The sequence below is a fragment of the Nocardioides sp. SYSU D00038 genome, assembly GCF_016924665.1.
In the GTDB taxonomy this organism is placed as follows: domain Bacteria; phylum Actinomycetota; class Actinomycetes; order Propionibacteriales; family Nocardioidaceae; genus Nocardioides.
On the sequence record NZ_JAFFJT010000017.1, the window covers coordinates 84,150 to 105,754 of the forward strand.

A 21,605-nucleotide genomic window follows, 5' to 3' on the forward strand; every position below is an offset into this window, starting at 1 on the left:
CCGGTGACCCCCCTGCTCGTGACCGTCGCCCACGGCACCCGGCACCCCACCGGCAACCGGGTCGCCGCCGAGCTGACCGCGCGGGCCGGCGCCCTGCTGGGGGTCGAGGCGCTGGCGTCGTACGTCGAGCTGTGCGCGCCCTCGCTGGCCTCGGTGGTGGCCGGGCTCGCCCCCCAGCGGCCCGCCGTGGTCGTGCCGCTGCTGCTCTCGACCGGCCACCACGTGCGCCACGACCTGCCCGCGATGGCCGGTGGCCGGCCCCTCGGGCGCCCGCTCGGACCCGACCCGCTGGTCGCGGAGGCCCAGGCCGACCGCCTGGTCGAGGCGGGCGCCCGGCCCGGCTCGCCGGTCACGCTGGTCGCCGCCGGGTCGAGCGACCCCGCCGCCCTCGACGACCTTCACGACGCCGCCGCGCTGCTCGCCGACCGGTGGGGCGGCCCGGTGCGGCTGGCCACCCTGTCGGGGCTCGGCCCGCGGCCGGCCGACGTGGTGCGTCCTGGCGACGCCGTCTCGCCGTACCTGCTGGCGCCGGGGTTCTTCGCCGGCCGCGCCCGGGACGCGGCCCTCACCGCCGGGGCCGCCGTGGTTGCCGACGTGATCGGGGTGCACCCGGCCGTGGTGCGGCTGGTGGCGGCGCGGGCGGGGGAGGGTTTCCCCGGTGAACCGGGGAAACCTGCACTTATCGGCCGGAGTTCTGGCCGACAGGTCGAGGTTCTGGCCGAGAGGTCGGGGCCAGGACGGCGGTCGACAGCACCTTGTCGGTGATCGTGGCCCGGTCGGGCTGGAGGGCGCACCAGAGGTAGTCGATGTAGAGGGCCTGGTTGATCAGCGCGTGCAGGAGCCAGCGGCCGACGCACGCCGCGGTGCCCGGCGGACGGCCGGTCTCGAGCGAGACCAGTCGGATGCCGACCCTCCGCTTGCCCCACGTCTGCCCGGTGCGGCCCTGCACGAGGGCGTAGTTCCACACCTGCACGCCGATCATCAGCGCCAGTCCGAGCACGAACACCACGCCCGTCGCGGCCAGCCAGGCGCCGCCGCCGTCGCCCTCGGCCAGCTGCACCACCGAGACGCCGAACAGCCCGGCCGAGACCAGCATCAGCACGAGGCCGGGCAGGGTGAGCAGCCAGTCCCAGAGCGTCGCCTCCGCGCGCTGCCCGAAGGTCGCGGCCTCGCCCCACCGCGTCCAGGGCCCCGGCACCGGTGGCGGCCCGGCGGCGTTCGGCGGCGCGGGCGGCCCGCCGGCGTACGGCGGCGGGGGCGGAGCGGCGGGACCGGACACCCGCGCACCGTAGCGCCGAGCGCGCCGGGTTGGCAGCGGACGAGCCCTCGGGTGAGGATGGGGTGGCCGCCGTCCCCCACCGGAGAGCACCCATGTCACCAGCAGCCGCCCGTCCCGTCCGCTCCGCCCGCACCGTCGTCGGCGCGCTGCTGCTGACCCTGGTCGCCTCGCTCCTGGTGCTGGTCGGTGCCGCGGCGCCGGCGTCCGCCGAGATGACGTTGATCGGCCGCGACGGCCGCAACGTGCAGTACGCCGCGTGCAAGGAGCTCCAGGGCCGCAAGGGACTCAAGCTCAAGCTGCGGCTGATCGCGCGCAAGGGCTACACCGCGACCGCCACCTTCCACATCGAGGTCGCGGGCAAGCCGCTCAAGCGGATCCGGTTCTCCGCACGCGACGGCCAGAAGCGGATCCGCAACGTGCTGGTCAAGCGCGACCCGGCGCCGACCTGGCGCACCGGCTGGTCGACCACCGAGATCGCCACCAGCTACACCATCGCCTGGCCGCTGCCCGAGCGCCGCAGCTCGTTCGCCAAGATCGCCGACTGCTGACGCTCACCGCTGCAGCGGCAGCGCCTCGGGGGCGTGCAGTCGGACGAGGAAGCGTCCGGTGTGCGCGGGCACCCGCTGCGGCGTCGCCAGCGAGCCAAGCACCATCGCGGCGAAGGCCAGCGGCACGCTCCACGCCGCCGGCTGGGTGAGCAGCGCCGCGCCCCAGCCCGAGCCGCCGCCGTCGGCCAGCGTCCACACCACCGCGGTGCCCGACCCGACGAACCCCACCACCAGGCCCAGCACCGCGCCGACATCGGTGAGCCGGCGCCACCAGATCCCGAGCAGCAGCAGCGGGCAGAACGTCGACGCCGCCACCGCGAACGCCAGCCCGACCGCGCGCGCCACAGACACGTCCGGCAGGCCCACCGCCACCACGCACGGCACCGCCACCGCCACCACGGCCGCCAGCCGGAACGCCGCGACCCCGTCGAGGCGCCCGCGCCGGCCCACGACGTCCTGGCTCAGCACGCCGGCGACCGCGATCGCCAAGCCCGACGAGGTCGAGAGGAACGCCGCGAACGCGCCGGCGACCACGAGTCCGGTGAGCACGTGCCCCGGCCCGCCGTCGACCATCAGCCGGGGCAGCTCGAGCACCAGCACGTCGGAGCGCCCCTCGAGGTCGTCGGCGTAGACCCGGCCGAGCGCGCCGTAGACCGGCGGCACCAGGTAGAAGAGCCCCAGCAGCGCCAGCACGACCAGCGTGGTGCGGCGGGCGGCGCCGCCGTCGGGGTTGGTGTAGAAGCGCACCACCACGTGGGGCAGGCCCATGGTGCCGAGGAAGGTCGCGGCGATCAGCGAGTAGGTGAGGTAGAGCCCCTGACCCCCGCCGTCGGCCAGCGGCAGCGACCACGCGGCGTCGTGGACGGCGGCCCGCGGTCGCCCGTCGCCGGCCCAGACGGCCAGCAGCACCGCGGCCGGCAACAGCAGGGCCGTGAGCTTCAGCCAGTACTGGAAGGCCTGCACGAAGGTGATCGACCGCATGCCGCCGGAGGTCACGCCGGCCAGCACGATCGCCCCGACGATGAGCGGACCGAGCCACGCCGGAGCACCGACGGTCGCGCGCAGGGTCAGCCCCGCGCCCTGGAACTGGGGGAAGAGGTAGAGCCACCCGATCGCCACCACCAGCAGCGAGCAGAGCCGGCGCACCCCCTGCGACCCCAGCCGGGCCTCGGCGAAGTCGGGCAGCGTGTAGGCGCCCGAGCGGCGCAGCGGGGCGGCCACCAGCACCAGCAGCACGAGGTAGCCGGCCGTCCAGCCGACGGGGTACCAGAGCATGTCGGCGCCGAAGGTCAGCAGCAGCCCGGCGACGCCGAGGAACGACGCCGCGGAGAGGTACTCGCCGCCGATCGCGGTGGCGTTGAGCCGCGGGTTGACCGACCTGGAGGCGACGAAGAAGTCGCTGGTGGTGCGCGAGAACCGCAGCCCCCAGGTGCCGATGGCCAGGGTGGCGACGGTGACCAGGGCGACCGCGACGATGCCCGGGGCGGCGTCGAGGGTCACCGCTCCCGGTCCTCGACCAGGTCGGTGAAGGCGCGCTCGTTGCGCTCGGCCCGGCGCACGTAGATCCAGCCGAGCAGCAGCAGGTAGGGGTAGACCAGCACGCCCACCACCAGCCAGGCCAGCGGCAGCCCGAGCAGGTCGACGTCGGCCAGCGACGGCACCAGGTGGAACAGCAGCGGCCAGGCGCCCACCCCCACCGCGAGCAGCACCAGCACCCGCACCGCGAGCCAGCCCTGCTCCTGGAGCAGGCTGCCGACGTAGACGGTGCCGAGGCGCGACTCGGAGTCGATCGCCGCCGTACGACGCACGGGGGCGCGGCGCCGCTCGGGGCCGGTGACCCGCACCCGGGGCGGGACCGGGTCGCTCACGAGCCGGCCCGCTTGACCAGCAGGTCGCGCAGCTCGCGGGTGTGGCGGCGGCTGACGCCCAGCTCGGGCCCGCCGGCGCCGCCGACCACGACCGAGCAGCGGCCGGCGTCCATCCGCACCTCGCTGACGTGGGCCAGCGAGACCAGCAGCGAGCGGTGGATCCGCAGGAATCCCGCGGGCCCCCACTCCTCCTCCAGCTGGCTGAGCGGGATCCGCACCAGGTGGCTGTCGTCCCGGGTGTGCAGGCGGGCGTAGTCGCCCTGCGCCTCGACGTGGGTGATGTCGGACCGCTGCACGAAGCGGGTCACGCCACCCCGCTCGACCGGCACCTGGAGGTCGCCGCCGGGGCCGGTGCGGTCGGCGCCACCCTCCACCGACCCCACCACGCGGCGCACCGCCTCGGCGAGCCGGTCGGCGCGCACGGGCTTGAGCACGTAGTCGACCGCCTGCAGCTCGAAGGCGTCGACGGCGTGCTCGTCGTGGGCGGTGACGAAGACGATCGGCGGCGGGGTGCGGAACCGCGACAGCACCTGCGCCAGCTCCAGACCGCTCAGCCCCGGCATCTGGATGTCGAGGAAGACCGCGTCGATCCCGCTCTCCTGCAGCACCCGCAGCGCCTCGGTGGCGGTGTCGCAGGTCTGCACCGCGGCGACCCGCGGGTCCTGGCGCAGCAGGTAGGCGAGCTCGTCGAGGGCCGGCCGCTCGTCGTCGACCACCAGCACGGTCAGCGGGCTCACACGTGCACCCCCGGCGCGAACTTCGGCACCCGCACGGTCACCTTGGTGCCCGCGCCCGGCGCGGTCTCGACCACCAGGCCGTGCTCGTCGCCGTAGGCGTTGCGCAGCCGGGCGTCGACGTTGCCGAGGCCCACCGAGTCGAGCGCCGCGTCGCCGGCCAGCGCGCGCCGCACCTTGTCGGGGTCCTCGCCGATGCCGTCGTCCTCCACCTCGATCACGCACTCCTGCCCGCGGTCGCTCGCGCCGATCCGGATGTGGCCCTGGCCGGTGCCGCCCTCGAGGCCGTGGCGTACGGCGTTCTCGACCAGGGGCTGGATGCACAGGAAGGGTACGGCGACGGGCAGCACCTCCGGGGCGATCGCCAGCGTCACCCGGAGCCGGTCGCCGAACCGGGCCTGCTCGAGCAGCAGGTAGCGCTCGACGCTGCGCAGCTCCTCGGCGAGCGTCGTGTACTCGCCGTGCCGTCGGAAGGAGTAGCGGGTGAAGTCGGCGAACTCCAGCAGCAGGTCGCGGGCCCGGTCGGGGTCGGTGCGCACGAAGCTCGCGATCGCGCCGAGGCTGTTGTAGATGAAGTGGGGGCTGATCTGGGCCCGCAGCGCCCGCACCTCGGCCTCCATCAGCCGGGTGCGGCTGGCGTCGAGCTCGGCCAGCTCGAGCTGGCCGCTCACCCAGCGCGCGACCTCGTCGGCGGCCCGGGCCAGCCCCGCGGTGTGGTACGGCGCGAACGCCTGCAGCGTGCCGACCACCCGCTCCTCCACGACCAGCGGACTGACCACGGCGGTGCGGATCGGGCAGCCGGTCTCCTCGCACGGCAGGTCGCTGCGGTCGAAGACCCGGGTGTCGCCGCGCTCGACCGCCTCGGCAGCCAGCGCCGTGACCCGGTCGGCGTGGTGGTCGCCGGTGCCGTCCCACGACAACAGCCCGGCGGTGTCGGTGATCGCCAGGGCCGGTGCGCCGAGCAGCGCGCGCAGGTGGCGGATCGAGCGCTCGGCGCTGTCCTCGGTGAGCCCCTCCCGCAGCGCCGGGCTCGCCAGCGACGCGGTGTGGAGGGTGCGGAACGTCGCCCGGTCGGCATCGGTGCCGAGCCGGGGACGCCGCCACGGGCGACTCACGCGCCTGTCCTCACCTGCCCATCCTCACCGGGCCGGTGGGGCGGGCGCCAGCACCCCGGGGTGGGGGCGGGGTGGCGGTGGGTGGGCCGCGGTTGTGCGTGTGCGAACGGAGGCCTGCTCACCGCTGCCCGGGGGGTAGGGGCGGGGTGGCGGTGAGTGAGCCGCCGTTGTGCGCATGGAATCGGAGGCCTGCTCACCGCTGCCGTGGGGTGAGACGGGGTAGCGGTGAGTGAGCCGTCGTTGTGCGCTCGGAGACGGAGGTCTGGTCACCGCTGCCGGGGGGTCAGGCGGGGTGGCGGTGAGTGAGCCGCCGTTGTGCGTGTGGAATCGGAGGCCTGCTCACCGCTGCCGGGGGGTGGGGCGGGGTGGCGGTGAGTCAGCCGCGGTTGTGCGCTCGGAGACGGAGGCCTGCGCACCGCGGCCCGGGGCGCGGCACGCCCCCAGCGACCCGTCAGCGGAAGTCGATGAGCAGCAGCTCGGTATCGGTGCCGTCGGAGGCGACGGGCTCGCTGAGGTCGATCTCCTGCTCGCGCAGCGGCTCCGGCTCGGCCTGCGGCGCCACGACCTCCGCGGTGAGCGCGTGCGACGTCCAGGGCAGCTGCATGCCGTCCATGCCTCGACCGTAGTCGTCGTAGAAGGCCACGACCTCGGTGAGGCGGGCCTCGCGCTCGGCCTCGGGCAGCGCCGCGATCGCGGAGCGCGACAGCGCGAGGTCGCGCACCGAGTCGCGGTCGATGACCTGCCAGAACCGCTCGGTGTCGAGCTCGGGCTCGCCGAACAGCCCGCTCGCGGCCAGCACCTCGGCCCAGTCGTCGTGGTCGCCGACCTCACCCATCACCCGGCCCAGCCGCTTGACCCACGGGATCCGCTCGTCGCGGCTGTTCCAGAGCAGCGCCAGGCGGCCCCCGGGGCGGGTGACCCGGGCGATCTCGGGCAGGGCGCGGGCGTGGTCGAACCAGTGGAACGCCTGCCCCGCCACGACCAGGTCGTGCTCGCGGTCGCCGGCCGGGATCTCCTCGGCCGGGGCCTGCGAGGTGCGGACGTCGGGGAGCCGGCGGGCCAGCACGTCGAGCATTCGCCGGTCGGGGTCGGTGGCGTGCACGTCGTGGCCGAGCGCCACGAGCTGCTCGGTGAGCTTGCCGGTGCCGGCGCCGAGCTCGAGCACCGAGAGCGGCCGGGGGCCGGTGAGCCGGGCAACCAGCTCGCGGGGGTACGACGGCCGCCCCCGGTCGTAGGCGACGGCGACGCCACCGAACGACCGCCCGGGGCGGTCCGTGGCTGGCTGCTGGTCGTCACTCATCACCGCGAGGCTACCGGCCGGATAGCCTTCCGCCCGTGACCTCGGACCCCTTGTCGTGGCTGGTGTCCCTCGAGGGGGTGGGCTCGGCCCACGCCGCCGCCCGCGACGGTATCGACGTCGTGCTGCGCGACCGGGGCCTGCGCCGCACCTCCCCGGAGACCACGGCCGAGTCGCTGCTGCGCGGGGCCCGGGCCAGCGCGGTGCTGGAGGGGTCGCGCTCGACGCTGGCCGAGGTGCGCTCCGGCGCGGGCGACGCGGTCGCCCAGGCCGCGCTCCGGGTCTCGACTGAGCTGCTCGGGCTCGCCCCCGCGCTGCGCACGCAACCGCTGCAGGCGCTGGCCCGGCTGCACGCCCTCGCCGCCCGCGGCGTGCTCGCCGACGACGAGCTCGGCCGGCCCCGCGACGCCGCCTCGGCCGCACGGCTGCGCTCGCTCGCGACCGTGCTGACCTCCGACACCTCGGCGCCGGCGCTCGTGGTGGCCGCGCTGGTGCACGCCGACCTCGCCACGGTGGCGCCGTTCCCGTCGCACAACGGGATCGTCGCCCGCGCCGCCGAGCGGCTGCTGCTCTCGGTGCGCGGCGTCGACGAGAAGTCGTTGGTGGTGCCGGAGGCCGGGCACCTGGCGTTGCGCGCGGCGTACGAGTCGAACCTGCGCGGCTACCGAGACGGCGGCGACGCCGGCATCCACGCCTGGCTGCTCTACGCCGCCGAGGCGTACGCCGCGGGCGCGGAGGCCTCGCCGCTGCGGCGGGCCGCCGAGGACTGACCCGCCGAGGACCGACGCGGCCGGGCCGCGCCGGCGAACCTGCTCCGGACATGCAGGTGGCACCCGAGTCTTGAGGACTCGAGTGCCACCGCTGACACGTGGATCGTGGGCTACCAGGCGTGCACTGATCTTCTTGCTGCCCCGGACGGATTCCGGTCGACAGGCGCCCTCAACGAAGGGAGATCGCCGCGTGGGTACCCGATCCTCGTGTGCGTCTCTGGAGTTGTTGCCCCTGTTTCTACGCCCCTTCCGCGGGCACATCAAGGTCTTGATTTGGCCGTCGGGAGGGAGGACAGTCGGTGGTTGGGCCCTGTCCTCCGCGCCGTCCCGGGTGGGTCCGCTCAGGCGCCGATCCGGCGCTTGCGGGCACTCGCCCACAGCACGCCGCCGACCGCCACGACGCCGCCCACCGCGAGCGCGGCCAGGGTCGGCTTCGCCGGCGGCAGCGGCACCCGGGAGCGCAGCGCGACCGGCTTGGTGAACACCAGCACCGGCCAGTCGCGCGAGACCGCGACCCGGCGCAGCTCGCGGTCGGGGTTCACCGCGTGCGGGTGGCCCACCGCCGCGAGCATCGGCTCGTCGGTGATCGAGTCGCTGTAGGCGAAGCACCCGGCGAGGTCGTAGCCCCGCTCCTCGGCGAGCCGGCGGATGGCCTCGGCCTTCTCCTCGGCGTAGGCGTAGTAGTCGATCTCGCCGGTGAACCGTCCGTCGACCACCTCGAGCCGGGTGGCGATCACGTCGTCGGCGCCGAGCATCTCCCCGATCGGCTCGACCAGCTCGACGCCGGAGGTCGACACGATCACCACGTCGTGGCCCTGCGCGTGGTGGCCCTCGATGAGCGAGACCGCCTCGTCGTAGACGAGCGGGTCGACGATCGTGTGCAGGGTCTCGGCGACGATCTCCTTGACCGTCGCGACGTCCCAGCCGGCGCACAGCGCGGACATGAACGCCCGCATCTTCTCCATCTGGTCGTGGTCGGCGCCGCCGGTGACGTAGACGAACTGGGCGTACGCCGAGCGCAGCACGTGGCGCCGCGAGATCAGCCCACCCGCTTGGAACGGCTTGGTGAACGCCATCGTGCTCGACTTGGCGATGATCGTCTTGTCGAGGTCGAAGAACGCCGCGGTCCGGCCCCGTCCCGGGTGCGGGCGGACGGCCCGGTCGCCGGTCTCCATGCCCCCATCGTAGGTGTGCACCGGGCCACCAGGTGTCCACATGCGGCCTCCGGTCCGGGTTTTCCACCGGCCGCGCTCCGGCCGGCGTGGACCGTCCGGGGTCGGGGGCAGCGTCGTCCGCATGACCACTCCGCTGTTCGCCACCCGTGACCAGACCCTCCTCGACGAGCTGCTGCGGCTCGCCGCCGCTGCCGGCGTCCGCCCCGACGTCGCCGCCGACGCGGCCGCGGCACTGCGCGGCTGGGCGGGGGCCGGGCTGGTGCTGGTCGGTGCCGACCTGGCCGCCGAGGTGGCCAGGCTGATGCCCCCGCGCCGCCCCGGCGTCCACGTCGTCGCGTGGGGCGTGGTGCCCGACGACCTGTTCCGCGCGGCGCTGGCGGTGGGCGCCGAGAGCGTGGTCGGCCTGCCCGCATCCGCCGCCTGGCTCACCGAGACGCTCACCGACCTCGGCGACGCCGGCCCTCCGGCCACCACGCTGGGCGTGCTGGGCGGCTCGGGCGGGGCCGGCGCGACGACCTTCGCCGGCGCGCTCGCCCAGGTCGCCGCCGCTGGTGGCGACCGGGTGCTGGCCGTCGACGCCGACCCGCTCGGCCCCGGTCTCGACCGGGTGCTCGGCCTGGAGCACGTCGACGGCGTGCGGTGGGAGGCCCTGTGCCAGACCACCGGCCGACTCTCGGCCCGGTCGCTGCGCGACGCCGTGCCGCGCCGGTCGGGCGTGGGCGTGCTGACCTGGCAGGCGCACCGCCGGGGCGCCACCCCGCCGACGCTGCAGGCGTTCGCGGTGCGCGAGGCGCTGTCGGCCGGGGCGCGCGGTCACGACGTCGTGGTCGTCGACCTGCCCCGCCACGTCGACGGGGTGGTCGACGAGGTGGTCAGCCGCTGCGACCGGGTGCTGCTCGTGGTGTCGCCGTCGGTGTCCGGCACGGCGGCCGCGGTGCGCACCGTCGCCCGGTTCCCCGACCGGTCCCGGCTGGCCGCGGTCGTGCGCGGCGGCGCGGTCGACCCCGACCGGGTCGGTCGGGTGCTCGGCGTACCGGTGCTGGCCACGATGCGCGACCAGCGCGGCCTGGCCGAGTCGATCGACCTCGGCCTCGGACCGGTCCGCTCGACGCGCGGGCCGCTGGGCCGGGCCGCCCGCGAGGTGCTGGGCCTGCGGCGGCCGGTGGGAGCGGTCGCGTGACGACGCTGGAGATCGCGCCGGAGCTGGTCGCCGAGGTCCGCGAGCGACTCGCCCGCGAGCCGGGCGAGCTGACCCCCCACCGGGTCGCAGGGGCGCTGCGTGCTGCCGGCCGACCCGTCGGCGACGCCACCGTGCTGGCCGTCCACGAGGCGCTGCGCCGCGACGTCGTGGGCGCCGGCCCGCTCGAGCCGCTGCTGCGCACCCCCGGCGTGACCGACGTGCTCGTCAACGGTGCCGACCAGGTCTTCCTCGACCGCGGCGACGGCCTCGAGCCCACCGACGTCCGGTTCCCCGACGACGCGGCGGTGCGCCGGCTCGCCCAGCGGCTGGCCGCGGCCGGGGGGCGCCGTCTCGACGACGCCTCGCCCCACGCCGACCTGCGGCTGCCCGACGGCACCCGCTTCCACGCCGTGCTCGCGCCGGTGGCCCGACCCGGCACGGTGATCTCGCTGCGGGTGCCGAGCCGGCGTGCGTTCACGCTGGCCGGCCTGGTCGCGGCCGGCTCGCTGTCGGACCGGACGGCCGACCTGCTCCGGGCCCTGGTCGCCAGCCGGACCAGCTTCCTGGTCAGCGGCGGCACCGGCTCGGGCAAGACCACGCTGCTGGCCGCGCTCCTCGGGCTCGTCGACCCGGCGGAGCGCATCGTGCTGGTCGAGGACTCCTCCGAGCTGCGCCCCGACCACCCCCACGTGGTGGGCCTGGAGGGGCGGCCGCCCAACATCGAGGGCGCCGGCGCGATCGAGACCCGCACGCTGGTGCGGCAGGCGCTACGGATGCGCCCCGACCGGCTGGTCGTCGGCGAGGTCCGCGGCGCCGAGGTGGTCGACCTGCTCGCGGCGCTCAACACCGGGCACGAGGGCGGCTGCGGCACCCTCCACGCCAACTCCGCGGTCGACGTGCCGGCTCGGGTGGAGGCGCTCGCGCTCGCGGCCGGCCTCGACCGGTCCGCGGCCCACAGCCAGCTGGCGGCCGGCGTAGGTGCGGCGCTCCACCTGGTGCGCGACCGGGACGGTCGGCGCCGGCTCGCCCAGGTCGCCCTCCCGGAGCGTGGCGCCGACGGCGTGGTCTCGATGGTCCCCGCGGTCGAGGTCGCGTCGAGCGGAGCGGTGCGCGCCGGTCCGTCAGCCGACCGGCTCGAGCGGCTGCTGGAGGGGGCGTCGTGACCGGGCTCGCGGCGGTGCTGCTGGCGCTGGCGACCTGGCTGGCCCTGCCCGGTCGGGGCAGCGTCGAACGGCGGTCCCGGCCGGCCGTCCCGCTCCCGGTGCTCGCAGGCGCGGCGGTCGGCCTCGTCGTGGTGCTGGTGCCGGCCGGCTGGTGGGTGCCGGCGCTGACCGGCACCGGCGCGGCGGCCGCCGGGGCGGCGCTGCTGCGACGCCGACGCGACCACGCCGTGGCGGTCGCCGCGGGCGACCGGGTGCTCGAGGTCTGCGAGCAGCTCGCCTCGGAGCTGGCGTCGGGCCAACCGCCGGGGGCCGCCCTCGGCCGGTCGGCGGCCTCGTGGCCGCCGTTGTCGCCGGTCGCGGAGGCGTTCCGCGTGGGTGCCGACGTGCCCGAAGCGCTGCGCGACGTGGCCCGGGTGCCGGGCGGGCACGACCTCCGGCTGCTGGCCGCGGCCTGGCAGGTGTCCCACCGCACCGGCCAGGGGCTCGCTGAGGCGGTCGACCGGGTCGCCGGCGGGCTGCGGGCCGCCCAGTCCAGCCGACGCCTGGTGCGCGGCGAGCTGGCCTCGGCCCGCGCCACCGCCCGACTCGTCGCCGTGCTGCCCGTGGTGGCGCTGGCGATGGGCTCGGGCGCCGGCGGCGACCCGGGGGCGTTCCTGCTCCAGCGTCCGGTGGGGCAGGCGTGCCTGGTCACCGGGCTGGCGTTCGGGCTGCTCGGCCTGTGGTGGATCGAGTCGATCGCACGGGCCGTGGACCGGTCGCCGTGACGCCGTGGCTCACCGCGCTGGCCGTGGCCGGCGCGGTGGCGCTGGCGCTGCCGCCGGGTCCGTCGACGCCGTCGCCACCGGTCGCGACCTCGGTCGCGGCCGCACCGGGTTGGATGCTGCGCTGGCGCTGGGTGTGGTCCGCGTCCGCGGGCCTGGCCGTGGCGACCTTCCTCGGCGGCACCGCCGGTTGGGTGGGTGGCGCCGCTGTCGTCCCGCTGGCCTGGCACCTCATCGGCCGGGTCGAGCCGCCCGACGTCCGCCGGCGCCGCGAGCAGGTACGGGTCGACCTGCCCCACGTGGTCGGCCTGCTCGCCGACGCGGTGCGTGCCGGACGACCGCCCGGCGAGGCGCTCGAGCTGGTCGTCGAGGCGTTCCCGGGGGCCGCCGCCGACCGGCTCGCGCCGCTGGGCGCCCGGCTCGCACTGGGCGCCGACCCGGCGCAGGTGTGGGGCGGACTGGCCGACCACGCCGAGCTGGCCCCGCTCGGGCGGGCGCTGGCGCGGGCACACACCACGGGTGGCTCCGTGGTCGCCACCATCGAGCGCCTCGCCGTCGAGCTGGCGGCGTCGGCCCGCGCCGACACCGAGGACCGCGCCCGCCGGGTCGGGGTGCAGGCCGCCGTGCCGCTCGGGCTGTGCCTGCTGCCGGCCTTCGTGCTGGTCGGCATCGTGCCGGTCGCTGCCGGCCTCCTGGAGTCGCTGACGTGGTGACCCGCACGCCTCGCCCGAGGCCACCTGGCACCCACACCGCGCCCCCGGACCGCCTTCTCCACAGCCTGGTCCGCCAGCCCGGCGGAGCGCCCCCGGTCTCCCGCAGGGTCGGAGGCGGCCACCCGGTCGCACCCACCACGAGTCCCGAGGAGGACCCATGCACCACCTGCCCCTCCGGCGCCGCGACGAGCGCGGCATCACCACGGCCGAGTACGCCGTCGGCACGGCTGCCGGCGCCGGGCTCGCCGGTCTGCTCTACAAGCTGCTGACCGGCGGTTTCGGCGACCGGCTGCTCAAGACCCTGTTCGACCACGTGCTCGGCCTGCTCGGGATCGGGTGACCCGGTGACCGGCCGCGCCCGTCGTCGAGGGACCGCGCGAGCCGAGCGCGGCGCTGCCACCGCCGAGCTGGCGATGGTGCTGCCCCTGCTGCTGGGGCTGACCATCGGGCTGGTCTGGTTCCTCGCGGTGGGCGCGGCCCAGGTCCGGGCGGTCGACGCCGCCCGCGAGACCGCGCGGGCCGTCGCCCGGGGCGACGACACCGGCGCCGCCGTGGCCCTCGGGTCCAGGGTCGCGCCGGACGGCAGCCGGGTGGCCGTGAGCCGCAGCGGCGACGAGGTCGTCGTCACCGTCACCGGCCGGGTGGTCGGCCCCGGCGGCCTCTTCGCTCACCTCCCCGGCGCCCGGATCAGTGCCCGCGCCGTCGCGACCGCGGAGGAGGAGCCGTGACCCGCGGTCATGACGAGCGGGGATCGGTGACGCCGTTCGCGGTCGCGCTGCTCGGCCTGCTCGTCGTCGTCGCCACCGCGCTGGTGCTGGTGGCCGGGGTGGTCCGGGCGCACCGTTCGGCCCAAGCCGCGGCCGACCTCGCGGCGCTCGCGGCCGCCGACGCGGTCCCCGGCGGTGACCCGTGCGCGGCCGGGGCCGGCATCGCCGAGCGCAACGGCGGCCGGCTGGTGACGTGCACCGTCGACGGCTGGGACGTCGAGGTCGAGGTCGAGGTGCCCGGCCCGCGCTGGCAGGGCCTCGGCGTCGACCCGGTGGCGCGGGCGCGCGCCGGCCCCGTCAGCGGCGCCGGAGCCGACCCGCGGGGTCAGTGGCGCGGGTCGTCCCCGAGGTGGTCGCCGTCGCGGCGCCGGTCGGACTCGACGTCGTTGAGCTTGGCCGAGAGCTCCTCGAGCCGCTTCTGCTCGCGGCGCTGCGCGAACGAGCGCTTGGTGCCGAACTTGGAGATCGAGAAGCCCCACTGGATCGCGACCCCGGCGGCGAGACCGAGGAGGAACACGGCGGTGGCGCTCATGTCGATGCCCAGCAGCTCGACACCGATGCCCTCCGCGGTGAACACCGCGGCCACGATGGCGAGCGCCCCGAGGGCGATGAGGACCAGACCCAGGACGACCATGGGCCGCAGCGTACTCACGGCCGGCCTCGACCGGCAGCGACGACGCGCGCCGGGCGGGTCAGGGCCCGAGGAGCAGGTCGAGCAGGCGCACGGCGCCGTGCTTGTCGAGGGGGTTGTTCTGGTTGCCGCACTTGGGGGACTGGATGCACGACGGGCAGCCGTGGTCGCACTCGCACGACGAGATCGTCTCGCGGGTCGCCCCCAGCCACTCGCGCGCGGTGTGGAAGCCGCGCTCGGCGAAGCCCGCACCGCCGGGGTGGCCGTCGTAGACGAAGACCGTGAGCATGCCGGTGTCGGCGTGCAGCGCTGTCGAGACCCCACCGATGTCCCAGCGGTCGCAGGTCGCGAAGAGCGGCAGCAGCCCGATCGAGCAGTGCTCGGCGGCGTGCGCGGCCCCCGGCAGGTCCACGGCGGCGAGCCCGGCCTCCTCGAGCGCGTGGCCGGGCACCGTCCACCACACCGCGGTGGTGCGCAGCGAGCGGTCCGGCAGGTCGAGCGGCTCCTCGCCGAGCACCTCGCCGCCCGGCACCCGCTTGCGCAGGTAGCCGACCACCTGGTGCGAGACGTCGACGTCACCGAGCGAGAGCCGGCAGTCCCCCCAGGTGCGGTGGTCGCGCTCGGCGACGACCCGGATGTCGGTCACCTCGCGAGCGGTGGTGGTCCAGGGCGGGTCGGCGCGCTCCATCACGGCGACGTGCTGCTCGAGGTCGAGCGAGTCGACCAGCCACGTCTCACCGCGGTGCACATAGACCGCGCCGGGGTGGGCGGTGGTGTGGGCGCCGCCGACGTCGACGGTGCCGACCATCCGGCCGGTGACGGCCTCGACCAGCTGCACCGGGCCGCCGCCCGTGGAGCGGATGTCGGCCAGGTCGCTGGCCCGGCGGGCGTCGGTCCAGAACCAGCCGCGCGGCCGCTTCCGCAGCAGCCCGCCCGCGGTCAGCGCGTCGAGCACCTCCATGGTGGTCGGCCCGAACAGGGGCGCGTCCGCCTCGGTGAGCGGCAGCTCCTGGGCGGCAGCGCAGAGCTGGGGGCCGAGCACGTAGGGGTTCGCGGGGTCGAAGACGCTGGCCTCGACCGGTCGACCGAAGAGGGCCTCGGGGTGGTGGACCAGGTAGGTGTCGAGCGGGTCGTCGCGAGCCACCAGGACGCCGAGCGCGTCACCGGCACCGCGCCCCGCCCGGCCCAGCTGCTGCCACATCGCCGCACGGGTGCCCGGGAACCCGGCCAGCAGCACCGCGTCGAGGCCCGCGACGTCGATGCCGAGCTCGAGCGCGTTGGTGGCGGCCAGACCGATCAGCCGGCCGTCGCGCAGCGCCGCCTCGATCGCCCGCCGCTCCTCGGGCAGGTAGCCGCCGCGGTACGACGCCACCTGCGCCGGCAGCGACGCGTCGACGTCGGCCAGCAGCTCGGCGGCGGTCATCGCGACCTGCTCGGCGCCGCGCCGCGAGCGCACGAAGGCCAAGGTGCGCACGCCCGAGGCGACCAGGTCGGCCAGCAGGTCGGCCGACTCCGACGACGCAGCCCGCCGCACCGGGGCGCCGTTCTCGCCGGTGAAGGAGGTGAGCGGCGGCTCCCACAGCCCGACCGTCACCCGTCCGCGCGGCGAGGCGTCGGCGGTCACGGGCAGCACGTCGTGCCCGGTGAGCCGCTGCCCGGCCTCGGCCGGGTCGGCCACGGTGGCCGAGGCGAGGACGAACGTGGGGGAGGCGCCGTAGGCGGCGCAGACGCGGCGCAGCCGGCGCAGCACGTGGGCGACGTGGGCGCCGAACACGCCGCGGTAGTGGTGGCACTCGTCGACCACGACCACCTCGAGCGAGCGCCAGAACGACGACCACCGCTGGTGGCCCGGCAGCAGCGAGCGGTGCAGCATGTCGGGGTTGGTCAGCACCCACTCGGCGTGGTCGCGGGCCCAGTCGCGCTGATCGCGGGTGGAGTCGCCGTCGTGGGTGGTGGCGCGGACGTCGAGGCCGAGCCCGACCACCGAGGCGAGCTGGTCCTGGGCGAGCGCCTTGGTGGGGGCGACGTAGAGCACGGTGGCGCCGCGCCGGCCCCGCGGCCCGCGGCCGGCCAGGATCCGGCTCAGGCCGGGGAGCTGGTAGGCGAGCGACTTGCCCGACGCGGTGCCGGTGGCGAGCACGACGTGCTGGCCCGACCACGCGGCCTCGGCGGCGACGGCCTGGTGGGTCCACGGGCGGTCGACGCCGCGGGCCCCGAACGCGGCCACCACCTCGGGTGCGGCCCAGCCGGGCCAGGGGGCCTGCTCGCCCGCGCGCGGCGGCAGCACCTCGACGTGGGTGAGCCGGTCCTCGCGGCCGGGCACGGTGGCCAGCCGCGCGGCGATCGAAGCGAGGTCGGGACGCGAGCCCGTGGTGGCCGTGGTCACCCGACACCCCTCCCGGTGTGCGAGGGAGCCGCGCGCGAGGTCACGCGTCCGATTGTCGCAACCGGCTCCGACAGTGCCGGACCGACACGTCCCAGTCTGTCCCTTCGTTGGGCGGTTGCTGGCGGGGCGTGGTTTGATATTGCTGGTCTCAGAAGCGATGGCGCCCGCCGGGCGTCTGTATGGGGAGCGCAGCACAGGCTGCAGGGAGAGTTCGTGGATCTTTCACTGGCGACTCGTGAGGTCGACGGGACGACTGTCGTCGCGGTCGGCGGCGAGATCGACGTCTACACCGCGCCCAAGCTCCGCGACATGATCACCGAGCTGGTGGCCGGCGGCACCTACGACATCGTGGTCGACCTCGAGCAGGTCGAGTTCCTCGACTCCACCGGTCTCGGCGTCCTGGTCGGCGGGCTGAAGAAGGTGCGCGCCCACGACGGCTCGCTCCAGCTCGTCTGCACCCAGGACCGGCTGCTGAAGATCTTCCGCATCACCGGCCTGGCGAAGGTGTTCGTGATCCACGACTCCGCCGAGGCCGCGCTCGCCGGCAGCTAGACCGGCAGCTGGACCGGCAGCAGGACCGCAGCTCAACCGGCCGCAACCCCCGGCGCTCCACCCCCGCGGGTGAGGGTTCGACCCCGCCTGCGCGCACCCGCCTGTGTCGCGGGTCACCTCCCTGCGACGTGGCGGCTACCCATGCGTAGACTCCCGCTCGTTTGAGACCTACGTCACCCGACACTCGCGGGTGACGCCACCTGATCTCGCAGGAGGAAACACGATGACGGGGATCTCTCCCGCAGTCGTTGAGCTCTCCGGCGGCAACCTCGTCCTGGTGATCGTGGTCGGACTCATCGCGCTCGGCGCGCTGGTGATGGCCGCGATCTTCCGCCGGGAAGTGCTGTCCGCCGCCGAGGGCACCGACAACATGAAGAACATCGCGCAGGCCGTCCAGGAGGGCGCGGACGCCTACCTGCAGCGCCAGTTCCGGACCCTGGCGATCTTCGCCGCCGTCGCGTTCTTCGCGTTGCTGGTGCTGCCCGCCGACGACATGACCGTCCGGATCTTCCGGTCGGTGTTCTTCCTGGTGGGCGCCGGATTCTCCGCGGCGGTCGGCTACCTGGGCATGTCGCTGGCCGTGCGCGCCAACCTGCGCGTCGCCGCCGCCGCCAACACCGTGGGCCGCGAGCCGGCCATGAGGATCGGCCTGCGCACCGGCGCGATGGTCGGCATGCTCACCGTGGGCCTGGGCCTGCTCGGCGCCAGCGTCGTCGTGCTGTTCTTCCAGGACGACGCCGCGCACGTGCTCGAGGGCTTCGGCTTCGGTGCGGCCCTGCTCGCCATGTTCATGCGCGTGGGCGGTGGGATCTTCACCAAGGCCGCCGACGTCGGTGCCGACCTGGTCGGCAAGGTCGAGAACAACATCCCCGAGGACGACCCGCGCAACGCCGCCACGATCGCCGACAACGTCGGCGACAACGTCGGCGACTGCGCCGGCATGGCGGCCGACCTCTTCGAGTCCTACGCCGTCACCCTGGTCGCGGCGCTGATCCTCGGCTCGCAGGTCTTCGGCGACAAGGGCCTGGTCCTCCCGCTCCTCATCCCGGCCATCGGCGCGCTGACCGCGATCGCGGGCGTCTACCTCACCCGGCCCAAGGCCGGCGAGAACGGGCTGACGACGATCAACCGGTCCTTCTACGTCTCCTCCGCGATCGCAGCGGTGGCGAGCGTCGTGTTGTCGTTCATCTACCTGCCCAGCGAGTTCGCCGACTTCGGCGCGGCGTTCGCCGGCAACGACGGCGACCCGCGGATCATCGCTTCGGTCGCGGTGGTCATCGGCATCGTGATGTCGGCCGGCATCCTCGCGCTGACCGGCTACTACACCGGCACCGAGTACGAGCCGGTCAAGGGCGTCGGGCGCACGTCGCTCACCGGCCCCGCGACCGTGATCCTCTCCGGCCTCTCGGTCGGCTTCGAGTCCGCGGTCTACACCACGCTGGTCATCGGTGCGGCGGTGTTCGGTGCCTACCTGCTCGGTGGTGCATCGTTGCTGGTCTCGTTGTTCGCCGTGGCCCTGGCCGGCACCGGCCTGCTGACCACCGTCGGCGTGATCGTCGCGATGGACACCTTCGGCCCGGTCTCCGACAACGCCCAGGGCGTCGCGGAGATGTCCGGCGACGTGAGCCCCGAGGGTGCGCAGATCCTCACCGACCTCGACGCCGTCGGCAACACCACCAAGGCGATCACCAAGGGCATCGCCATCGCGACCGCGGTGCTGGCCGCGACGGCGCTGTTCGGCTCCTACGCTTCCTCGGTCGCCGATGCGCTCAGGGACGCCAACCCGACATCCGACGAGGCGGGCCTGCTCAGCTTCGAGGTGTTCAACCCGGCCGTGCTCGTCGGCGTGCTCCTGGGTGCGGCGGTCGTGTTCCTGTTCTCGGGCCTGGCGATCAACGCCGTGGCCCGGGCCGCCGGCGCCGTCGTCTACGAGGTGCGCCGCCAGTTCCGCGAGATCCCCGGGATCATGGAGGGCACCGGCCGACCGGAGTACGGCAAGGTCGTCGACATCGTCACGCGCGACTCCCTGCGCGAGCTGATCACGCCGGGCATCCTGGCCGTGATGGCGCCCATCGCCGTCGGCTTCGGTCTCGGCGCGACCGCCCTGGCCGGCTTCCTGGCCGGCGCGATCGGCACCGGCACCCTGATGGCCGTCTTCCTGGCCAACGCCGGTGGCGCCTGGGACAACGCCAAGAAGCTGGTCGAGGACGGCAACCACGGCGGCAAGGGCTCCGAGGCCCACGCCGCGACCGTCATCGGCGACACGGTCGGCGACCCGTTCAAGGACACCGCCGGCCCCGCCATCAACCCGCTCATCAAGGTGATGAACCTCGTCTCGCTGCTCATCGCGAGCGCGGTCGTCTCCCTGAGCGTCGGCGACGACCAGAACGACGCCCTGCGGATCGTCATCGCGATCGTCGCGGTGGCCATCATCGCCGCGGCCGTGATCATCTCGAAGCGGCGTGAGTCGAGCATCGCCGCCGAGCCGATGGCCCCGGCGACCGGCGCCTAGCGCCGCTCCACGAGATGGCCCGTCGCCCCTCCGGGGGCGGCGGGCCTTCTCGTTCCCAGGGTGGGTCCTAGGCTCGGGAGCATGGGCGACCCCGGCACCGACCTGCCCCAGCGGCTGCGCGCTGCGCTCGCTGCGGCCGGGTTCACCTACGACGGTGTGGCCGACCTGCTCGGCCCGCTCGCCCACGCCGCGCTCGGCCGCAACGAGACGACGCCCGGGCTGCGGCGGACCACCGGCGGCTCGCCGCTGGAGACGCTGGTGCGGCTGTTCCTCCTGCAGACCACCGTGCCGGCGGCCGCCGCCGAGGCGGCCCTGCCCGGGCTGGTCGAGCGGCTCGCGGTCGAGGGCCTGGTGGAGCAGTCGGTGGGCGAGGTGGCGGCCCGGCTCGACGTGCGCCCCTACGCAACCGACGACGACGACCCGCTCTGGGTGGTCAGCGACCTCACGCCGGGGCTCGACGGCGGCCCGCAACGCGTCGGGCCCGACCACGTGCTCGGCATCAGCCCGGCCTCGACCTCCCTGGCGCAGCTGACGATCCGCGACGACGTCGGCGCCAGCCTCGACCTCGGCACCGGCTGCGGCGTGCAGGCGCTGCACCTCGCCCGCCACTCCGGCCGGGTGGTGGCCACCGACGTCAACGCGCGGGCGCTGTGGGTGACCCGGTTCAACGCCGCGCTCAACGGCGTCGCCGACCGGGTCGACGTCCGCGACGGCAGTCTGTTCGATCCGGTGGCGGAGGAGCGCTTCGACCTGATCGCCACCAACCCGCCGTTCGTGATCTCGCCGGCCACGGGCGAGCGGCTGGTCTACCGCGACTCCGGGCTGCCCGGCGACCAGGTGGTCGAGCACATCGTCCGGGCCGCGCCCCGCCACCTCGCCGACGGCGGCTGGTGCCAGGTGCTCGCGAACTGGGTGATCGCGAAGGACCGGCCCTGGGACGAACGGCTGGCCGGCTGGCTCGCCGACGACTGCGACGCGCTGGTCGTGCAGCGGGAGGTGATGGACCCCGCGGCGTACGTCGAGCTCTGGCTCAAGGACGCCGGCCGGCACGGTGGCGCCGACTACCTGGATCGCTACGACACCTGGCTGAGCTGGTTCGAGGAGCAGGGCATCGAGGGGGTCGGCTTCGGCTGGGTCAACCTGCGGGCCGGCTCGACGGACCCCAGGCACGACCTCGTGGAGTGGCGCTACGACGTGGAGCAGCCGATCGCGCCGGCGATCGCGGCCTGGGGCGCGGCGGTGCGCTCCCCGGGCGGCGCCGACGAGCGGCTGCGCCTGCGCCCCGACGTGCTCCAGGAGACCGTCGGGCCGGTGGGGGCCGAGGACCCCGAGGCGATCGTCGTGCGCCAGCAGCGCGGCTTCCGCCGGGCGCGGCAGGTCGACACCGTGGTCGCGGCCCTGCTGGGCGCCAGCGACGGGGAGCTGACCGTCGGCCAGCTGCTCGACGCCGTCGCCCACCTGCTCGACCGCGACCCCGCGGCCACCCGCGCGACGTACCTGCCGCAGGTGCGTGAGCTCGTCGACGAGGGCTTCCTGGTCCCCTGACACCTACGCCGAGTCGCCGTTACTCGGCACGAGTCACGACGACTCGACAGTGCGGGGTGCGCCGAGTCGCCGTTACTCGGCACGAGTCACGACGACTCGACAGTGCGGGGTGCGCCGAGTCGCCGTTACTCGGCACGAGTCACGACGACTCGGCGGGGATGGTCAGGACTGGATCGCGGCGGGCTCGGAGGGAGCCGACGACCCGATCTCGATCTTGCGCGGCTTGGCCTTCTCGGCGACCGGCACCACCAGGCGCAGGACGCCGTCGTCGTAGCCGGCCTCGATCCGCTCGAGGTCGAGGTTGTCGCCGAGCACGAGCTGGCGCGAGAACGTGCCGGTCGTGCGCTCGGCGGCGAGCCGCTCCCAGTCGCCGTTGCGGGCGGGCCGCTCGGCCCGGACCGTGAGGACGTTGCGCTCGACGTCGATGTCGATGCTGTCGCGGGCCACGCCCGGCAGATCGAGCTCGATGACGAAGCGGTCGCCCTCGCGCCAGGCGTCCATGGGCATGGCCGCCGGACGGTTGGTCGTCCCCAGCAGCTGCTGGGTCAGGCGGTCGAACTCGCGGAAGGGATCGGTGGTGCGCAGCAACATGGGGTTCCTCCTCGGGTG

The 21,605-nt window shown here is 75.2% G+C and carries 22 protein-coding genes and 1 pseudogene; 13 read left to right on the forward strand and 10 right to left on the reverse strand.

The annotated features are described in order from the left end of the window. The first annotated feature begins 3 nt into the window (after positions 1-3). Positions 4-765 carry a sirohydrochlorin chelatase gene (locus JT721_RS11055; RefSeq protein WP_205473192.1) on the forward strand — a complete coding sequence of 254 codons (762 nt, stop codon included), beginning with the start codon at positions 4-6 and terminating at the stop codon, positions 763-765. Here the strand turns inward: JT721_RS11055 and JT721_RS11060 are convergent. Beyond that, the gene (locus tag JT721_RS11060) at positions 680-1,279 is read right to left on the reverse strand and encodes an RDD family protein (RefSeq protein ID WP_205473193.1); all 600 of its coding nucleotides are present in this window, start codon (positions 1,277-1,279) and stop codon (positions 680-682) included. The genes JT721_RS11055 and JT721_RS11060 overlap by 86 nt on opposite strands. Before the next feature lie 92 nt (positions 1,280-1,371). Between JT721_RS11060 and JT721_RS11065 the strand changes: the two genes are divergently transcribed. Further along, the gene (locus JT721_RS11065; protein ID WP_205473194.1) at positions 1,372-1,827 is read left to right on the forward strand and encodes a hypothetical protein; all 456 of its coding nucleotides are present in this window, start codon (positions 1,372-1,374) and stop codon (positions 1,825-1,827) included. A gap of 3 nt (positions 1,828-1,830) precedes the next feature. Here JT721_RS11065 and JT721_RS11070 read toward each other — a convergent pair whose 3' ends face one another. From JT721_RS11070 to JT721_RS11090, 5 genes are all read right to left on the reverse strand, one after another. Then, complete coding sequence (locus JT721_RS11070; RefSeq protein WP_205473195.1) at positions 1,831-3,327, reverse strand: cation acetate symporter; 1,497 nt, start codon at positions 3,325-3,327, stop codon at positions 1,831-1,833. Then, positions 3,324-3,695, reverse strand: a complete 372-nt coding sequence (locus JT721_RS11075; RefSeq protein WP_205473196.1) for a hypothetical protein — start codon at positions 3,693-3,695, stop codon at positions 3,324-3,326. Before JT721_RS11075 ends, JT721_RS11070 begins: the two co-directional genes overlap by 4 nt. Continuing rightward, positions 3,692-4,432 (reverse strand): LytTR family DNA-binding domain-containing protein, encoded by a 741-nt coding sequence (locus JT721_RS11080; RefSeq protein WP_205473197.1) that lies wholly within the window; start codon positions 4,430-4,432, stop codon positions 3,692-3,694. The genes JT721_RS11075 and JT721_RS11080 overlap by 4 nt, the downstream gene beginning before the upstream one ends. Beyond that, positions 4,429-5,544 (reverse strand): histidine kinase, encoded by a 1,116-nt coding sequence (locus JT721_RS11085; protein ID WP_205473198.1) that lies wholly within the window; start codon positions 5,542-5,544, stop codon positions 4,429-4,431. Before JT721_RS11085 ends, JT721_RS11080 begins: the two co-directional genes overlap by 4 nt. A gap of 451 nt (positions 5,545-5,995) precedes the next feature. After that, entirely contained in the window at positions 5,996-6,844 is an 849-nt protein-coding gene (locus tag JT721_RS11090) for a class I SAM-dependent methyltransferase (protein WP_205473199.1), read from the reverse strand. A 35-nt stretch (positions 6,845-6,879) separates the two neighbouring features. On the opposite strand from JT721_RS11090, the gene JT721_RS11095 reads away from it, so the two are divergent. Next, positions 6,880-7,611 carry an oxidoreductase gene (locus JT721_RS11095; protein WP_205473200.1) on the forward strand — a complete coding sequence of 244 codons (732 nt, stop codon included), beginning with the start codon at positions 6,880-6,882 and terminating at the stop codon, positions 7,609-7,611. 341 nt (positions 7,612-7,952) lie between these two features. On the opposite strand, the gene JT721_RS11100 is transcribed toward JT721_RS11095, so the two are convergent. Next, complete coding sequence (locus JT721_RS11100) at positions 7,953-8,786, reverse strand: HAD family phosphatase (protein WP_205473201.1); 834 nt, start codon at positions 8,784-8,786, stop codon at positions 7,953-7,955. 121 nt (positions 8,787-8,907) lie between these two features. Here JT721_RS11100 and ssd point away from each other — a divergent pair, with 121 nt between their 5' ends. The 7 genes and pseudogenes from ssd to JT721_RS20870 all read left to right on the forward strand — a co-directional run. Continuing rightward, positions 8,908-9,966, forward strand: coding sequence for a septum site-determining protein Ssd (gene ssd, locus JT721_RS11105; protein ID WP_205473202.1), 1,059 nt, complete (start codon positions 8,908-8,910; stop codon positions 9,964-9,966). Positions 9,967-9,971: 5 nt separating this feature from the next. Continuing rightward, positions 9,972-11,129 carry a TadA family conjugal transfer-associated ATPase gene (locus tag JT721_RS11110; protein ID WP_205473223.1) on the forward strand — a complete coding sequence of 386 codons (1,158 nt, stop codon included), beginning with the start codon at positions 9,972-9,974 and terminating at the stop codon, positions 11,127-11,129. Beyond that, positions 11,126-11,893: a type II secretion system F family protein gene (locus tag JT721_RS20865; RefSeq protein ID WP_205473203.1), complete on the forward strand. Its 768-nt coding sequence runs from the start codon at positions 11,126-11,128 to the stop codon at positions 11,891-11,893. The genes JT721_RS11110 and JT721_RS20865 overlap by 4 nt, the downstream gene beginning before the upstream one ends. Further along, positions 11,890-12,603 (forward strand): type II secretion system F family protein, encoded by a 714-nt coding sequence (locus tag JT721_RS11120; protein ID WP_205473204.1) that lies wholly within the window; start codon positions 11,890-11,892, stop codon positions 12,601-12,603. The genes JT721_RS20865 and JT721_RS11120 overlap by 4 nt, the downstream gene beginning before the upstream one ends. 157 nt (positions 12,604-12,760) lie before the next feature. Continuing rightward, positions 12,761-12,943: a DUF4244 domain-containing protein gene (locus tag JT721_RS11125; RefSeq protein ID WP_205473205.1), complete on the forward strand. Its 183-nt coding sequence runs from the start codon at positions 12,761-12,763 to the stop codon at positions 12,941-12,943. A 4-nt stretch (positions 12,944-12,947) separates the two neighbouring features. Then, entirely contained in the window at positions 12,948-13,331 is a 384-nt protein-coding gene (locus JT721_RS11130; RefSeq protein ID WP_307828001.1) for a pilus assembly protein, read from the forward strand. A 26-nt stretch (positions 13,332-13,357) separates the two neighbouring features. After that, positions 13,358-13,654, forward strand: a pseudogene (locus JT721_RS20870) (Rv3654c family TadE-like protein); the annotation flags it as partial. Positions 13,655-13,695: 41 nt separating this feature from the next. On the opposite strand, the gene JT721_RS11140 reads toward JT721_RS20870, so the two are convergent. Together JT721_RS11140 and JT721_RS11145 are read right to left on the reverse strand one after the other, a co-directional pair. Further along, a complete protein-coding gene (locus JT721_RS11140; protein WP_205473206.1) occupies positions 13,696-14,004 on the reverse strand; it encodes a hypothetical protein in 309 nt (102 codons plus the stop codon). Between the two features lie 58 nt (positions 14,005-14,062). Further along, positions 14,063-16,387 carry a DEAD/DEAH box helicase gene (locus JT721_RS11145; RefSeq protein ID WP_307828002.1) on the reverse strand — a complete coding sequence of 775 codons (2,325 nt, stop codon included), beginning with the start codon at positions 16,385-16,387 and terminating at the stop codon, positions 14,063-14,065. 213 nt (positions 16,388-16,600) lie between these two features. On the opposite strand from JT721_RS11145, the gene JT721_RS11150 reads away from it, so the two are divergent. The 3 genes from JT721_RS11150 (at position 16,601) to JT721_RS11160 (ending at position 20,996) form a co-directional block, all read left to right on the forward strand. Then, positions 16,601-16,939 carry an anti-sigma factor antagonist gene (locus JT721_RS11150; RefSeq protein WP_205473226.1) on the forward strand — a complete coding sequence of 113 codons (339 nt, stop codon included), beginning with the start codon at positions 16,601-16,603 and terminating at the stop codon, positions 16,937-16,939. 223 nt (positions 16,940-17,162) lie between these two features. Further along, positions 17,163-19,451: a sodium-translocating pyrophosphatase gene (locus JT721_RS11155; protein WP_205473207.1), complete on the forward strand. Its 2,289-nt coding sequence runs from the start codon at positions 17,163-17,165 to the stop codon at positions 19,449-19,451. A gap of 81 nt (positions 19,452-19,532) precedes the next feature. After that, entirely contained in the window at positions 19,533-20,996 is a 1,464-nt protein-coding gene (locus JT721_RS11160; protein WP_205473208.1) for a class I SAM-dependent methyltransferase, read from the forward strand. A gap of 162 nt (positions 20,997-21,158) precedes the next feature. On the opposite strand, the gene JT721_RS11165 is transcribed toward JT721_RS11160, so the two are convergent. Next, positions 21,159-21,587, reverse strand: a complete 429-nt coding sequence (locus tag JT721_RS11165; RefSeq protein WP_205473209.1) for an Hsp20/alpha crystallin family protein — start codon at positions 21,585-21,587, stop codon at positions 21,159-21,161. Positions 21,588-21,605 lie beyond the last annotated feature (18 nt).